The sequence below is a fragment of the Pseudomonas sp. QE6 genome (genome assembly GCF_041379005.1).
Lineage (GTDB): Bacteria > Pseudomonadota > Gammaproteobacteria > Pseudomonadales > Pseudomonadaceae > Pseudomonas.
The window spans coordinates 5232331-5248170 of the sequence record NZ_CP166873.1 but is presented as its reverse complement, the minus strand read 5'-3'; the positions used below and the strand labels follow the sequence as shown (position 1 = coordinate 5248170).

The 15840-nt window shown below is 61.1% G+C and carries 15 protein-coding genes and 1 pseudogene; 9 read left to right on the top strand and 7 right to left on the bottom strand.

Going from position 1 to position 15840, the window contains the following annotated elements; genetic code table 11:
• Positions 1–161 precede the first annotated feature (161 nt).
• From ACAW63_RS23995 to pqqE, 7 genes are all read left to right on the top strand, one after another.
• Entirely contained in the window at positions 162–1094 is a 933-nt protein-coding gene (locus tag ACAW63_RS23995) for a transporter (protein WP_371229578.1), read from the top strand.
• Between the two features lie 82 nt (positions 1095–1176).
• Positions 1177–3288, top strand: coding sequence for a PQQ-dependent dehydrogenase, methanol/ethanol family (locus ACAW63_RS23990; RefSeq protein WP_371229575.1), 2112 nt, complete (start codon positions 1177–1179; stop codon positions 3286–3288).
• Positions 3289–3398: 110 nt separating this feature from the next.
• Complete coding sequence (gene pqqA / locus ACAW63_RS23985; RefSeq protein WP_124174561.1) at positions 3399–3470, top strand: pyrroloquinoline quinone precursor peptide PqqA; 72 nt, start codon at positions 3399–3401, stop codon at positions 3468–3470.
• 95 nt (positions 3471–3565) lie between these two features.
• Positions 3566–4480: a pyrroloquinoline quinone biosynthesis protein PqqB gene (gene pqqB / locus ACAW63_RS23980; protein WP_371229572.1), complete on the top strand. Its 915-nt coding sequence runs from the start codon at positions 3566–3568 to the stop codon at positions 4478–4480.
• Between the two features lie 28 nt (positions 4481–4508).
• Positions 4509–5258: a pyrroloquinoline-quinone synthase PqqC gene (gene pqqC, locus ACAW63_RS23975; RefSeq protein WP_371229569.1), complete on the top strand. Its 750-nt coding sequence runs from the start codon at positions 4509–4511 to the stop codon at positions 5256–5258.
• Positions 5258–5536, top strand: coding sequence for a pyrroloquinoline quinone biosynthesis peptide chaperone PqqD (gene pqqD, locus ACAW63_RS23970; protein WP_184588530.1), 279 nt, complete (start codon positions 5258–5260; stop codon positions 5534–5536). The genes pqqC and pqqD overlap by 1 nt, the downstream gene beginning before the upstream one ends.
• Complete coding sequence (pqqE, locus tag ACAW63_RS23965) at positions 5508–6656, top strand: pyrroloquinoline quinone biosynthesis protein PqqE (protein WP_371229566.1); 1149 nt, start codon at positions 5508–5510, stop codon at positions 6654–6656. The genes pqqD and pqqE overlap by 29 nt, the downstream gene beginning before the upstream one ends.
• Before the next feature lie 373 nt (positions 6657–7029).
• On the opposite strand, the gene ACAW63_RS23960 is transcribed toward pqqE, so the two are convergent.
• From ACAW63_RS23960 to ACAW63_RS23940, 5 genes are all read right to left on the bottom strand, one after another.
• Positions 7030–8550, bottom strand: a complete 1521-nt coding sequence (locus ACAW63_RS23960) for an amidase (RefSeq protein WP_371229564.1) — start codon at positions 8548–8550, stop codon at positions 7030–7032.
• Positions 8551–8636: 86 nt separating this feature from the next.
• Positions 8637–9269 carry a nitrile hydratase subunit beta gene (nthB, locus tag ACAW63_RS23955; protein ID WP_371229562.1) on the bottom strand — a complete coding sequence of 211 codons (633 nt, stop codon included), beginning with the start codon at positions 9267–9269 and terminating at the stop codon, positions 8637–8639.
• Positions 9270–9271: 2 nt separating this feature from the next.
• Positions 9272–9898, bottom strand: a complete 627-nt coding sequence (gene nthA / locus ACAW63_RS23950) for a nitrile hydratase subunit alpha (RefSeq protein ID WP_371229559.1) — start codon at positions 9896–9898, stop codon at positions 9272–9274.
• Between the two features lie 24 nt (positions 9899–9922).
• The gene (locus ACAW63_RS23945; RefSeq protein WP_371234776.1) at positions 9923–10963 is read right to left on the bottom strand and encodes a phenylacetaldoxime dehydratase family protein; all 1041 of its coding nucleotides are present in this window, start codon (positions 10961–10963) and stop codon (positions 9923–9925) included.
• Positions 10964–11046: 83 nt separating this feature from the next.
• Entirely contained in the window at positions 11047–11943 is an 897-nt protein-coding gene (locus ACAW63_RS23940; RefSeq protein WP_371229557.1) for a transporter, read from the bottom strand.
• A gap of 335 nt (positions 11944–12278) precedes the next feature.
• On the opposite strand from ACAW63_RS23940, the gene ACAW63_RS23935 reads away from it, so the two are divergent.
• Positions 12279–13310, top strand: a complete 1032-nt coding sequence (locus ACAW63_RS23935) for a helix-turn-helix domain-containing protein (protein ID WP_371229555.1) — start codon at positions 12279–12281, stop codon at positions 13308–13310.
• 230 nt (positions 13311–13540) lie between these two features.
• Here ACAW63_RS23935 and ACAW63_RS23930 read toward each other — a convergent pair whose 3' ends face one another.
• Complete coding sequence (locus ACAW63_RS23930) at positions 13541–13735, bottom strand: AbrB/MazE/SpoVT family DNA-binding domain-containing protein (RefSeq protein ID WP_371229553.1); 195 nt, start codon at positions 13733–13735, stop codon at positions 13541–13543.
• A gap of 325 nt (positions 13736–14060) precedes the next feature.
• Entirely contained in the window at positions 14061–15128 is a 1068-nt protein-coding gene (locus ACAW63_RS23925; protein ID WP_371229550.1) for a diguanylate cyclase, read from the bottom strand.
• 321 nt (positions 15129–15449) lie between these two features.
• Between ACAW63_RS23925 and ACAW63_RS23920 the strand changes: the two are divergent.
• Positions 15450–15701: pseudogene (locus ACAW63_RS23920) on the top strand (NAD(P)-dependent alcohol dehydrogenase); the annotation flags it as partial.
• Positions 15702–15840 lie beyond the last annotated feature (139 nt).

Here is a 15840-nt window from a genome sequence, read left to right as displayed (position 1 = left end):
AACATCCCCAGCATCTAGACAATAACTTATTAATTTAAAAGGAAAACAGGAAAAACAAAAAACATGGCACGACCAGTGCAATACCGCAATGCATTCGGATCTCCCCTGAACTCGAGGGAAGAAACAGCACCAATGTTAATAAAAACAATACAGGTGATTACATGACAAACAGCGGTAAAAATTGCATTACCAACTCCCCAAAACCGTACAAGACCGAACTAGTAAATACACTTCCCCTTGCAATCATGCTGGGGCTGTCGGTGAGCCTCTCCCCCATGGCTAAGGCAGTCGATGTTGATGCTGGCGACTACACTGCGCTGCCTGAAGGCACCAACCTTGGTCTGCTCTACTACCAGCACGCTGAGCGCAACACGGTCTACTCCGATGGCCACAAGGTGCCAATCAACGCCCGCCTAGACTCGGACGTCGGCATTTTGCGGGGCGTCCACTACATGAAGCTCGGCGATTACATTGTCGATCCACAGTTCCTCTTACCCTTCGGTCATCTTCAGGCAAAGGATGATACCAAGGACCTGGGCAGCGACAGTGGCACCGGTGATTTGATCCTCGCCGCCACAATCTGGCTGCTGAACGATCCGGCCAATCGCCGTTACTTCGGCATCACGCCTTTCCTCTATGTGCCCACCGGTAGTTACGACAAAGATCGGGCTGTGAACCTTGGTGAGAATCGGTGGAAGTTAGCTCTCCAAGCCGGCTATATAACCGGCCTAACCGACAAGCTCACCCTGGATTTGGTTGGAGATGTGACCTTCTTTGGGCACAACAATGATTTCGGCCCTGCGAGCCAGACTCAAAAGCAGTCCGAGCTGTACCAAGGACAAGTTTTCCTGCGCTACAACTTCACCGAACGCTTCGACGTTCGCGCCGGCTACTCGAAACTATGGGGCGGGGAAAGTGAGGTTGCCGGTGTCCACCTTAATGATGAGCCCGAGACCAGAAAATTCACCGTCGGCGCCTCCTATTTCGTTACTGACGGCACCCAGCTAATGGTGAATTACGGGCGGGACTTGTCCGTGGAGAACGGTTTCAAGGAAGACAACCGTGTCAACGTGCGACTCATGCAGATCTTCTGACCCTCGCCGTCCGGTCACCTGATTCACGTTGGGTGAGCGAAATACTCCGCCTATAACAAGCAAACCAAGGAGACCTGCGTAAATGACCAAGACGCAGCCCGTATCCCGTTGCCGTACCCGCCTTGCTACCGCCCTGCTCATTGCCCTGTTGGCGCCTATATCTTACGCCGCCCCCGTCGACCAGGCCGCCATCATCGCCAGCGAACAAGATGGTAGCGAATGGCTCAGTCACGGCCGTACCTATGACGAACAGCGCTTCAGCCCGCTAAAGCAGATCACTAGCTACAACGTTGGTAAGCTCGGTCTAGCTTGGTACATCGATCTCGACAACCACCGTGGCCTGGAATCGACTCCTTTGTTCTCTGATGGTGTGCTCTACGCTTCGCTGTCTTGGAGCCGCGCTATTGCCGTCGATGTATCGACGGGAAAGGTCCTTTGGACCTTCGACCCTCAGATAGACCGGGGGAAGGCGCGCGATGCCTGCTGTGATGCAGTGAATCGTGGTGTCGCTTTATGGAACGGAAAAGTCTACATCGGCACACTGGATGGCCGCTTGATCGCTATTGATGCCAAGACCGGCAAGCAAGTCTGGAGCCAGCAGACCACCGACAATAGCAAGCCCTACACCATCACCGGCGCCCCGCGCGTCGTGAAGGGCAAGGTCATTATCGGCAATGGTGGAGCCGAATACGGCGTGCGCGGTTACTTCTCCGCTTACGACGCTGAGTCCGGCAAACTGGTATGGCGTTTCTATACGGTGCCAGGAGACCCAGCCAAGCCCTTTGAGAACCCTGAGCTGGCCGAGGCAGCCAAGACATGGAAGGGCGACCAGTACTGGAAAGGCGGTGCTGGTGGAACCGCATGGGACAGCATGGCTTACGATCCAGAGTTGGACCTGCTCTATGTCGGTACTGGCAACGGCTCACCTTGGAACCGCGAGCTGCGCAGCCCTGGCGGCGGCGATAACCTTTATCTTTCGTCGATCCTCGCTGTTCACCCGGATAGCGGAAAACTGGCGTGGCACTACCAAGTCACTCCTGGCGATTCCTGGGACTTCACTGCGACTCAGCAGCTTACTCTGGCCAGCTTGGAAATCGATGGCAGGTCACGCAAGGTCATCATGCAGGCGCCGAAGAACGGATTCTTCTACGTACTTGACCGTGAGACGGGCAAGCTTCTGTCTGCCGAGAAATTTGGCAAGGTGACCTGGGCCGAGCGCATCGACTTAGCCACGGGCCGCCCGGTAGAAGCACCTGGCGTGCGTTACGAGAAAAAGCCCATCGTAATGTGGCCCAGTCCCTTCGGCGCCCACAATTGGCACTCGATGTCATATAACCCACAGACAGGGCTAGTCTACATCCCCTACCAGGAAGTCCCGGGTGTCTATCGCAATGAGGGCAAAGACTTCCTACGTCGCAAGGGTTTCAACACCGGTGCCGGCTTCTCTGATACCACCGAAGTCCCCCGCGAGGCGGTATCCGGCGCTCTGCTTGCCTGGGACCCGGTGAAGCAGAAGGAAGCCTGGCGCGTACCCTATCCCCACTACTGGAATGGAGGCACCCTGAGCACGGCCGGTAACTTGGTATTTCAAGGTACTGCAGCCGGCAACCTGATGGCTTACTCGGCTGACAAAGGTGAGAAACTCTGGTCATTTTCGGCCCAGACCGGAATCGTCGCGGCCCCTATTACCTACAGCTACAAGCGTGAACAGTATGTTGCGATCATGGCCGGCTGGGGCGGTGTTGCCCCTCTGATTGGTGGCGATGCGGCGAAGGCGCCGGGGGTCGGCAACGTCAGCCGCCTGCTGGTGTTCAAGCTGGACGGAAAAGCCACGCTCCCGCCTTTGCCGGAGAAGGCGGTTGCTACAACTCCCCGCACTCCGAAACCCGTCGTCGCGAGTGCCGCCGACTTGGCAACCGGTCAGCAGTTGTACGGCAGTTACTGCTCCGTGTGCCACGGCGTTGGGGCGATGAGTGGAGGTCTGGTGCCTGACTTGCGCAAGACCGACGACTCACGCCGCAGCATGTTCCAGCAAATCGTTCGTGAAGGCGTACTGCGCCCCCTGGGCATGCCCTCCTTTGGTGATTCCTTGTCTGCGGAAGACGTGGAGAAGATCAAGCTTTATGTCATGAGCCGCGAATATGTGGACTACACCAAGGAGCAACAACCGACTGCGGTGAAAGCCTCCCCGTAACTGGGCCTGGTCAGATTAAACGGGGTTGACCTTCCTAGGCGTTACCAAGTCAGCGCCGTAGAAGATTTCTTAAATTCACTCGGCGAAAGAACAAGAGAGAGGACAGCACTATGTGGACTAAACCCAGCTTCATCGACTTGCGTCTTGGTTTCGAAGTGACCCTTTACTTCGCCAACCGCTGATTCTTCATTCGGCGCTTTTCCACGCCTCCACTAGCGCCGTTTCGGCCCTGATTTTCAGGGCCTTTTTTTCTCATGGCTAGCGCAGGGCTCCCAGCATGCACATCCGAATTCTCGGGTCGGCCGCCGGTGGCGGCTTTCCCCAGTGGAACTGCAATTGCCGCAACTGCCGCGGCGTCCGCGACGGCAGCGTGATCGCGCAGCCACGCAGCCAATCGTCCATCGCGCTGTCCGACGACGGCGTGAACTGGATTCTCTGTAACGCCTCGCCCGATATCCGCGCCCAGCTGGCGTCCTTCCCGGCGCTGCAACCGGCGCGGCGCCTGCGCGATTCGGCGATTGCCGCCGTGGTCCTGCTGGACAGCCAGATCGACCACACCACCGGCCTGCTCAGCCTGCGTGAAGGTTGCCCGCATGAAGTCTGGTGCACGGAGATGGTCCACCAGGATCTTTCCACCGGCTTTCCGCTGTTCCCCATGCTGTCGCACTGGAACGGCGGGCTGAAGCACAAGCTCATCGAGCTGGATGCCGAGCCCTTCGTCATCCCGGCCTGCCCGGGCCTGCGAATTACTGCCATCGCCCTGCGCAGCAGTGCGCCGCCGTATTCGCCGCACCGCGGCAACCCGCATCCGGGAGACAACATCGGCTTGTTCGTCGAGGACACCGCCACCGGCGGCACGCTGTTCTACGCGCCGGGCCTGGGCCAGGTGGACGACGGCCTGCTGGCGTGGATGCGCCATGCCGACTGCCTGCTGGTGGACGGCACGCTCTGGCGCGACGACGAGATGCGCGTCTGCGAGGTGGGCGACAAGCTCGGCAGCGAAATGGGCCACCTGGCCCAGAGCGGCCCCGGCGGCATGATCGAGGTGCTCGACGGCATCGACGGGCCGCGCAAGGTGCTCATCCACATCAACAACACCAATCCCATCCTCGACATCGCCTCGCCCGAACGCGCCGAACTGGACGCGCGCGGCATCGAGGTGGCATTCGACGGGATGGGGATTTTCCTTTGATGGCTCTTTTTCCAGAAGGAACCTCGCGATGACCCGCGAAGCCATGAGCCCCGCCGAATTCGAGCAGGCGCTGCGCGCCAAGGGCGCCTGCTACCACATCTTCCACCCGTACCACGTGGCCATGTACGAAGGCCGCGCGACCCGCGAGCAGATCCAGGGCTGGGTGGCGAACCGCTTCTACTACCAGGTGAACATCCCGCTCAAGGATGCGGCGATCCTCGCCAACTGCCCGGACCGCGACGTGCGCCGCGAGTGGCTGCAGCGCATCCTCGACCACGACGGCGCGCCCGGCGAGGAGGGCGGCATCGAGGCCTGGCTGCGCCTGGCCGAATCCGTGGGGCTGGATCGCGAGCAGGTGCTGTCCCAGGAACGGGTACTGCCTGGTGTTCGCTTCGCGGTGGACGCCTACGTCAACTTCGCCCGCCGTGCCAGCTGGCAGGAAGCGGCCAGCAGCTCGCTGACCGAGCTGTTCGCCCCGCAGATCCACCAGTCGCGCCTCGACAGCTGGCCGCAGCACTACCCGTGGATCGATGCCACCGGCTACGACTACTTCCGCAAGCGCCTGTCGCAGGCGCGCCGCGATGTCGAGCACGGCCTGCGCATCACCCTGGAGCACTACCGCACCCGCGAGGCCCAGGAGCGCATGCTGGAGATCCTGCAATTCAAGCTCGACGTGCTCTGGAGCATGCTCGACGCGATGAGCATGGCCTATGAACTGGAGCGCCCGCCGTACCACACGGTCACGACCGAGCGCGTTTGGCACAGGGGGGTGCTGTGATGAGTCTGCCTTCGCTGGACAGCATCCCGGCGCTGCGCCGGGGTTTCCGCCTGCAGTTCGAACCGGCCCAGGGTTGCCACGTGCTGCTCTATCCTGAAGGGATGGTGAAGCTCAACGACAGCGCCGGGGCGATCCTCGACCGCGTCGATGGCCAGCGCGACGTCGCCGGCATCATCGACGGCCTGCGTGCCGATTTCCCCGGCGTGCCGGGCATCGACGAAGACATCCTGGCATTCCTCGAGGTGGCCCATGCTCAATTCTGGATCGAGCTGCGCTGAAGTGCCGGTGGGCCCGCCGCTCTGGCTGCTGGCCGAGCTGACCTACCGTTGCCCGCTGCAGTGCCCGTACTGCTCCAACCCGCTGGACTTCGCCAAGGGTGGCGAGGAGTTGAGTACCGCGCAGTGGATCGAGGTGTTCCGCCAGGCGCGCGACATGGGCGCGGCGCAGCTGGGCTTCTCCGGCGGCGAGCCGCTGGTGCGACAGGACCTCGCCGAGCTGATCGCCGCGGCGCGCGGACTGGGCTTCTACACCAACCTGATCACCTCTGGTATCGGGCTTAACGAGAAGCGCCTGAAGGAGTTCGCCGATGCTGGCCTGGACCATATCCAGATCAGTTTCCAGGCCGCCGACGAAGAGGTGAACAACCTGCTCGCCGGCTCGCGCAAGGCCTTTGCCCAGAAGCTCGCCATGGCCCGCGCAGTGAAGGCGCATGGCTATCCGATGGTGCTGAACTTCGTCACCCACCGGCACAACATCGACAGCATCGACCGCATCATCGAGCTGTGCATCGAGCTGGAGGCCGACTTCGTCGAGCTTGCCACCTGCCAGTTCTACGGCTGGGCGGAGCTGAACCGTGCCGGCCTGCTGCCGACCCGCGAACAGCTGCAGCGGGCCGAACGCGTCACCGCACAGTACCGCGAGCGCCTGGCCGCCGAAGGCAACCCGTGCAAGCTGATCTTCGTGGTGCCCGACTACTACGAGGAGCGCCCCAAGGCCTGCATGGGCGGCTGGGGCAGCGTGTTCCTCGATGTCACCCCCGACGGCACCGCGCTGCCGTGCCACAGCGCGCGGCAACTGCCGGTGAAGTTCCCCAACGTGCGCGAGCACAGCCTGCAACACATCTGGTACGAGTCCTTCGGCTTCAACCGCTTCCGCGGCGATGCGTGGATGCCCGAGCCGTGTCGTTCCTGCGATGAGAAGGCGCGCGATTTCGGTGGCTGTCGCTGCCAGGCCTTCATGCTCACCGGCGACGCCGAGGCCACCGACCCGGTGTGCGCCAAGTCGGCTCACCACGATCTCATCCTCGACGCCCGCCGCGAGGCGGAAGTCGCGGCCGCTCCGCTCAGCGCGCTGACCCTGCGCAACGAGCGGGCCTCGCAACTGATCTGCAAGGCCTGAGATGGACCGGTAATACCGGAATTAAGGCGAAGCATGCGCCTCATGGGGCGTGGTGGGTTCCGGCGCCGGCGAAGCAATTCGTGTTCTTGCCTCGCTCGGTGAAAATCACGTCTTCTCAGCAATCGAGCTGCTGAACAGCAAGCTGCCTACCACCGGATGGCCATGGTGGTCGCGCGCCCCCTGAACCTCTGGAAGCCAAATTCCTTTGCAGAGTGGCGGTGTATGCCAGATTTCTTGGAACACAGTGCAGCTGACCAACGAGTGCACAGGCATTGACCGCATTGCAGAACGTCTGCTTCGGGTCGGTAGCTGCCAAAGCAAAGCGCCGACTTTAGGTCGGCGCGGTGGCACAGACTTTCGGGCATCTTCCGGGTTACTGGCGAGCTCTCCAGTCAGTGGTTTGCTCGAACGCATGGGCCGCGCGGTAGATATCAGCCTCTGCAAAGTGTCGAGCGACCAACTGAAGGCCTATCGGCAGACCGTCGTGACTGGCGCAGGGAATCGACATGGCCGGATGGCCCGTCGCGTCGAAACCACAGGTGTTGCCCAGCATCTCGAAAGCGCGAGCCAGCACTTCGGCCAGCGGTGCATCCGGGGCAGGCAAAGGCGTGGCGCGAACCGGCAGGGTCGGCATCAAAAGCAGGTCGTAGTTGCTCAGCAGTCCGTCGTAGTCTGCGCGCAGGCGACGAGCAAGATTCTGCGCCTTGCCGTAGAAGCGGCCGCCATAGTTTCGATTGGCGTACTCCCCCAGGATGAAGGTCAGCTTCACGGTGTCCGGAAGGTCGTCGGCGCGCTCACGCCAGCGCGCGTGGTGCTCCATCATTCCGGTCAGGTATAGGCCGCGCCAGTTGAAGCCGTGGCTGTTGCCTTTCATCATCTGCTCGGAGGCCCCTTCGGCCGCTATCGCCAACCAGATCGCCGGCCCGTGGCTGTGGGCAGGCAATGAAACTTCCTCGACTGTAGCCCCCAGCGCACGGAACACATCCGCTGCCTTGCGTACAGCCTCGTCCACGACGGGCTCGGAATTGGCGTGGACAAACCCTTCGCGCAGGACGCCGATACGCATGCCGACTACACCGCGACCCAGTGCCTCCAGATAGCCGCCAGCGGGTGCCAGTGCGTTTTGCCTAGGGTCTAGCCCGTCCGGGCCTGCCAGCACCTCCAGCATGAGGGCGTTGTCGCGCACGCTGGCCGTAATCGGCCCCAGGTGGTCCAGCGTCGATTCGATCGGCATAGCACCGGTATAGGGCACCAGCCCATGCGTGGGCTTCATGCCGTATACCCCGCAGTAGGCTGCCGGGATGCGCACTGACCCACCCTGGTCGCTGCCGATGGCCATGTCGACCTCGCCCACGGCGACCAGCGCGGCGGAGCCCGAGGAAGACCCGCCCGCCGAATAGCCATGGCGCCGAGGATTATGTACCGGGCCGCTGGCCGCCGTGTGCGATCCGCCGGAGAAGCACAGCGCCTCGCAGACGGCCTTGCCGGTGATGGCCGCCCCGGCATCCAGGAGCCGGCTAACCACCGTGGCATCGATCTCCGGGAGATAGCCATCGAGCGTGAATGTGCCGTTGAGCATGGGCAGGCCGGCCACAGCGACGTTGTCCTTGATCACGACGCGCTTGCCCACCAGCGGCCCCTCCGAGTTCCCCGGAATCAGCGCCTTGCATTGCCAGGCCCCCAGCCGGTTTTCGTCCGGAGAAGGCACGCGCAGGTCCTTGCGGGGGTAGCGCACGGGTGGCAGGCAATCAGGAAGACTATCGAGCAGGTCGTACGCATCGAAGTTTGCCTGAAGCAAAGCGTGGTAATCGTTGAGTTGCGAAGGGCTGAAGGTCATGCCGAGGCTCTTGGCGATCTCGCCAAGCTCAGCGGAATCCGGTCTGCGTATGGCCATGTTGATGTCTCACTCTGCAGAGAAGAAAACGGGGGCGACGAGGGGCTGATCTTCCGGGAAGACCTCGCCGCCCCCAAAGCTGTTCGTCAGGCCAGGAGCAGGTAGCCGCCGAACAGGTCGACCACCACCGTGCCTGCGTCCGCCGCATTGCCCCACAGTTCCCGGGTGGTGAATTGGACGTGGTAGGTCGGCTCCAGCGGGCTGTCCCGCCCGTGGCCGACGGCGTCAGGGAATGGCCACGAATGGCGAGTGCGGTGCAGCACCACGCCACGCTTGCCGCGCACATAACCGGGCATGCGGATGTGTCCGGAGACGCACTCGTCGCGCACCACCACCTCGTCGCCAACTTGGAACGGCCGGCGCGGCGGGTTTGCCTCGCGCCCGGGGCCCATCGGCAAGGCCAGCGGATAGCTCCCGCCAGCCAGCTGCGCCAGGCGCTCCTGGCTCAGCAGGCCCTTCTCGACGAACAGCGAGGCGACACCGATGATGATGCGATCGTAGTAGCTGGAGGAGAGGTAATGCCGTGGCTCCATCCGCTCGATGGCGTGCCGCAGCTCATCGACATTGAACAGCCCGAGCTCACCCGCGCCCAGGAACAGCAGGCTATAGCCCAGGTGTTCCCAGTCCTCGTGGAAGACGGGTTTGTAGCTCAGCGAATTGGCCACGTGGGCAACCGGCCCGAAACCTTGCAGGCCGCCAAGATCATGAATGCCGTCCATGCTCAGCTAACCTCCCTTGTCGAATCGCTGGCTGCGGGCACTTCCGGGCGAGCAATGCCGATCAGCACATCCTTGGTCACCAGAGCGGCGAGTTCTTCCTCGCTCCAGCCTTCGGTGCCTTCCGGGCGCACCGGCAGCACCATGTAGCGAGTCTCGGCTGTGGTGTCCCAGACCCGGATAGCGACTGACTCGGGCAGGTCCAGTCCCATCTCGCGCAGTACGCTGCGGGATTCGCGCACGACCCGCGCGCGGTATTCGAAGCTCTTGTACCAGTCCGGCGGCAGCCCCAGGACGGGCCAGGCGGTACAGGAGCAGAGCGTGCAGACGATGACGTTCTGCAGGGTCGGCGTGTTTTCCAGGGCGACGATATATTCGCCCTGTACACCGGTGTAACCGAACTGATCGCACGCCGCGGTTCCGTCTTCCAGCAGCAACGCTCGATAGGCAGGGTCAACCCAGGCCCGGGCTACCACGCGCGCGCCGTTGGCGGGATCGAAATCGTTTTCCATCACCTGCGTAAATTTTTCGATATAGCCTTCAGGTACCACACCTTTTTCTTCCAGAGCGTGCTTGAGGGCGAACGCGCGGTCGGCAGCGGTGCCTGCAGAGATGCTTGCTTTGTGGTTCATGACTATCTCCTCCTGACTGGCCGCTCAGATGCCACGCATCAAACCAGTGCCGGGGTGGCAGTTGAGGTATTCGTAACGCTGGTCTTCCGCCCGCAGCACGCTGACTTCGTGATAGCCCTTCCACTTGAGTTCACCCTGCAGCGACTGAACCATCCGCAGGAAGGTGCCAAAAATCTCGATGTGCGTGGGATGGGACTCGGACCACCGCTCCAGATGGGACATTGAGCGCCAGTAGCTGACGGAGAAGCTCTTTTCCTGGGGTTGCCCGTTGGCGTCGATGTGCCGAACGTATCGGTTGCTGTAGCAGCCCACTGGCCGCCCCTGGTCGCGGAGGAAGTCCATGCCAGCACGCAGGACCGGTTCCATCTCACCCAGATAGAGCTCGCGTTCACGGCCTTCGGTCTCACTCCAGTCCTGGCCGGAGCGGATCACCACCAGGTTTTCGTGGCCGCTGACGCTGACCATTTCCGTTGAGTGACTGAAGGAGAGTTCACCCGACGGCGTCATAGCGTCAGTTTGCGAAATCGGGATGCGGTCGCGCATCGATCCCCAGTAGCCGTGCTCCTGGATCTCGTTGCTGCGGGAGCCCATCGCCAGCCCCACGCCTTCCATGCCCTCGGGCATGGCATACAAGGTCTCGAAGCGCTCGACACCTGGGGTGATGACTTCGCGGAAGAACCCCAGACCACTGCTTGCATTAAGGTGCAAAGGCCACGCCGCACCGTTGCGCTCGTCCGCTTTCCAGCGTTCGAAGGCGGCGGGATCATCCCAGTAGGCGATGGCTATCAGGTTGTCGTAGCCTTCGGTATCCCGGTAATGGGCAAGGTCGTGATGGCGTGGACCGTCAGCGTGCTTCAGATGCTCCACGATCATGCGTAGCGCGGAGCATGCGGCACCGAGCTGACTTTCACCTTTGCTCTGTACGCCGATATACGCCATGACATAACGGGTGATCGCGACATCCGCGCGGCCGACCCAGGCCGGGAATGGAGGGATGTAGTCGTCATCGATGCGGCGCGCGCGCGAACGGGGGCAAAGCAGATGTTTATCGATTGCTGATTCCATGGAAGCCTCACAGTTTTTGTTGTAGGTCGCCGGCATGCCGGCCTTGGTGCGAGTCGGTCTCTGTTGTGTCAGAAGGTGCGGCGTCAGAAGATATGTGCGTAGCGCAGGTTCAGGCGGAAGTCTTCGCGCGGTCCGTTCTCCACCGCGAGGTCGCGACCCAGTTGCAGTTGCAGCTGGTCCTTGGGGGTGACGAAACGGCTGGCGGTAACGCGGAAGTTGGTCGTGCGCTGGCGGTCATCACGATCGACACCGTCTACACGGGTCTCGCCGCCCCAAAGCTGGCCGATCCCCAGGCTGAGATCAGTAGCCCGGTCCGGCATGTACCGCCCCATGAGCTGGGCGCTGTAGGAGGTCTTCTGCTCGAGCTTGAGCGAGGAGGGGCCATAGTCGTCGTTATTGGCGTACCAGATGACATCGCCGATCAGGTCGACGGCCCACTTGTCATTGAAGTGCTTGATGTAGGCGCTCTGGAAATCCACCTTCCAGCGGTTTTCTCCCAGGTTCAGCGCATCGTTCTTGTCGTAGCTACCGGTGGGCGCGAACAAATAGGCGTTGACGCTAAAGACATCACGGGCCTCGTTGAGCAGCACCTTGATCGGCGCGGTGAGGATGAGGTCGCCCGTGCCGCTGGCGTCCCCCAGCGGCGATGCATCGCCATTGCCGGACAGATGGCCGAAGGGCAGCAACACTTGCGGATCGATGGTGACCGTATCGCTGAGTTGGTAGACGTGCAGCAGACGCAGTATCCCTACGTCGGAGGTGATGTTGAAATCCGAGCTGGCGGAATGGCCGTCGTTGCGCAGCGCATTCGTCGTCGCGTGCTGGTAATAGACCAGGCCGATGGTCGCGCCCGCCGGATACTGTTCGTAGTCGCCCGGTGCCACCTCCACCGCCAGGGTGGAGAATGACACGCCGATCAGGATCAAACCCGCCAGAGTGGAGCCTTTGAGTTCGCAAAACAGGGATCTTGTTGTTTTCATGGTTTTGCCTTGAGCCGTGGCCCCGAAGGGCATTGAGGTTCGTGACCGTCCCGCGCTGGTTCGAGGGTGGCGTTCCGAAATCCTGGCCGGGGCCAGGCCGTCCTTGTCACGGCTCAAGCATGAAACTCAACGTGGCGGCCATCTTGGCTGGAGAGGAACAACAACTTTGTTCGAACGGCCCTTGCGTCCGGATTGCTGGCGGGTACCCGCATGCTGTTGTATGAAAGAGTCATGGGCGTGGCAGCCCGGCGGAAGAAACCTTCGAGTCGCCGTTACGAGCGAAGGCAAGGACGGATTCATCCTGAAAAGAAATGAATAACAGGGGTGTATCGACGATGAACAACCCACCAAAGGCTGTGGCGACGCCAGCGCCAGAACTGTGGTCCAGTGACCGCATCGAGCTGGCAACGCTGAGCAACTCATTCCAGGATCGGGTCGACTTCTGGCGGGAAATGATCCTGCGGCTGTTCGCCGATGTCGAAATCGGCGCCCTTCCCAATCCGGCGTTCTTCGGCCGGGTTCGCTCGCAGAAGTCCGACCTGTTCCGCGTGAGTGACGTTAGCGCGGCGGCGCAGGCCGTCAACCGTCGACATCTGCACCCGCGCTGCCGCGACGAGGACAAGTACTTCGCGGTTTTGATGCTCGAAGGAAGCGAATGCCTGGAGCAGGGGGACAGCCGGGCAAAGATCGGCCCTGGCGAGCTTTCGATTTACGATGCCACCCGCCCCCACAAACTGAGTTTCGACGGCGACTGGCGGCAGATCATCGTCAGCGTCCCCCGGGCCAGCCTAAATCAGCTGGTGGTAGACATGGAGAGCCGGGCGGCCACCCGCATTTCCCTCGACAATCCGACGGGGCGAGTGCTTCGCTCCTTCCTCGAAACGTTGAGTTCGCAAATAGGAGAGTTCACGCCTCAGGAGATGGCCAAACTGTCGGAATCGGCAACCCACCTCATTGCCCTGACGCTGGGGAACCTGCAAAACCTCGCCCCAGATCACTCTCGCTCACAGATGCTGACGCTCACGCGGGTGAAGATCTTCATCAACGACAACCTCCGGGACCCCGGACTGAACTCGCAGCAGATCGCCTGTGCGACCGGCCTCTCTGCTCGTTACATCGGCAAGCTGTTCGAGCGCGAGGGAAGCTCCCTGATGCGGTACGTCCTGCGGCGACGCTTGGAGCGCTGCGGGGCCGAGTTGCGGAGCCCGCTCTGCTCAACACTGCGCATCTCTGAAGTCGCCTTTCGATGGGGCTTCAACGACATGTCGCATTTCAGCCGGGTTTTCCGAGACTTTTATGGTTGTAGCCCTAAGGAATGGCGAGTTGCACAGCAGTCATCGCTCTCCAGGGAAGGACTCTCGAGCTAGGACCTAAGTGGCCAAGGGAGCTTCGGGCGTTTCGTATTGGCTCGCCACCATGCGGCAACGATCAGCGATTGCAGCCGGTCGCTACTACGGTGTAATTGGATAATCCGCATGCAAGCGGTGGTCAGCACGAATGCAACTGCTTGGTCAGGGGGAATGCAATCGGGTGGTCAAGTCAGTGCGATTACGCATTAAGAGAAGCAGTCCACTACAATCAGACATTGTTTGGATTGCTATGACGAGGCGCCATCAGCTCGGTGCTTGAGTTTCAGGCAAATATTTCCCTCTTCCACCTCAACTGACAGCTCATCACCCAGACTCCATCCGAACTGCTCAAGTAGCTCGGATGGAAGCTCAACGATTACGTCTCCGCTGCCATCCCCAGGGTCTTGGCATACAACCCGCCAGCTTTCAGATGTGATAGTCATAGGTTCGCCCTCATGCAGTAGGCACAGTATGGCAGCTTCATCTCAGGCAGATCCGCTTCGTACGGTGGGGTAGCATTTGGCCGATTGCTGTCTCTGGCGAGAGGCAGCAACCGACCCATAGCAGACATCATCCTGCTCAGCTGGTAGCCTCGTGTCGATGCCAATAAAGTGCTTGGATGTGGACTGGCGAACTTCTGTTTACAGCGAGGCCGGGGTCTTCCAGGTTGGTCCCGATTACCCCTATAGGTAGTGAAGTATTGAAGCTCCGCCTCCCCACCGGGGCTTCTTGTTTTCGGCTCCAGGCGGGACCTAAGAGAGCTTCAAGCTATAGGCCTAGATTTGCAGTCGTGCGGGACTCTTCAGGGCGCCCTGACCTGCGTCGCTGTTTCGTCTTATACATCTCGTGATCCGCCAGCATAAGCGCTTCTTCCACGCCCACTTGGCTGGGAATGACAACCGCAACCCCCACGCTGGCACCTGCATACCTGAAGCGTCTGAGGTCGTTGCCCAGATCATAAGTTCCTATGGTCGCCATGGTTAGGCGCTCTTGGAGCAGGTTTGCAGCGTTCTGCATTGCCGGAGCGGAATCGGCACCGATGACGGAAGGGCCCAGCGCTACGACGACAAACTCATCGCCGCCTGTCCGGCCAATCGTGTCGCTCAAGCGGAGGTCTCGCTTAAGTTGGTCGGCGACACAACACAAGAGTTTATCTCCCGCCGCGTGGCCAAACGTGTCGTTGATTTGCTTGAAGCCATCCAGATCGACCACCGCCACGAGAACGCACTTCTCTTCCCGTGCCGCCAGCGCAAGTAGGCGGGCCAAGTTATCCAGGATCGCGCGTCTATTAGAGAGCCCCGTGAGCGAGTCTGTCAGTGCCAGCCTGGTCAGCTCAGTATTGGCAGAGTGGAGTTGCTCGACTAATCGATCGCGCTCCAGGGAGTAGCTGAGCAAACCAGACAGCAGATTAAGTAGCGGCTCTGCATCGGAAGAGGGGGCTATCTGACTGGCGCTGGCACCACAGATTGTGCCCAGGACCTTGCCATCCTGAGCCCTGATGGGGGCGCTGACGTAAGTCTTGATGCCTAATGCGGCTGCTGCTTCAGAGTCTCCCCAGCATCCGGCTACGTTATCCGTAAACATCCGATTCTCTTCCAGCGCGCGCTTGCACAATGTATCTGCCCAAGGCACAACCAGTCCTTCTGGAATGACCAGAGTTCCCGCGTTCCGCGCAAACTCGACGCGCTGAATGCCTTCCTCAGTGTTGATGGTTGTCAGGTACGTTGACTCCATACCGGTGACCCTGCTCAGCAGTGACAACAATGGCCGCGTCAGCTCCTCAAGCGTTCTGGCTTTGGGCACGGTATCGGAGAGAAGCGACAGTATGTGGTCCATTGAGGTACGCCGGCTCGGGAGTTGGTTTGAGAGTGTTAGTCAAACGACAGCGCGCTGAAAGGCCCAAAAACCGTTCGCAGAACATGACCTGTGATTTATGGCCGCTGCTGGCAGATCCCCCTTGGGGAGAGGCATTTGTCATCGCGGGACAGCACATCAAAAGTCGAGGCGAAGGGAGCCAAGCTGTACGCAAGGACCCTAACGGTCCTCACGTGAAGAAAATGTCCGCTTCTGGCCGATTTCTACTTTAGGAGAGAGCTAACTTCCGGCTCTATGGCCACCCGCGACAATATCCGCTCTACAGCCGAGCCTGACGCGCCTGGGGTGTACTCCAGCGACGTGAAGATACCGCTGGCCGCCTTCGCCGCCGGCCTGGGCGACCACAAGATCTACACGGCACTCTGCCCCTGCGGCAAGGAGCGCATGCGCCGGCTGATGAACATAATGGAGTCGAGCCGCGCCGACTTCGGCTCGCTGGTAACGCACCACTATGCGCTGGACAACATTGTCGAGGCCTGCGACCTGTTCGCCCACCAGCGCGACGGAGTGGTGAAGGTCGCCATCAAGCCGTAAGGCGGGGAGGGGACGGCCGCCTGCCTGCGGCGGTTGTCCTCGCGTTGATTCAGATAGGGGCCCATGGGCCTACACCTTTCTGACGGCCTGCCGGGCACTAGTTCCCGGTGCTGACCTGGCGCGGCGATGCGGGCCGCAG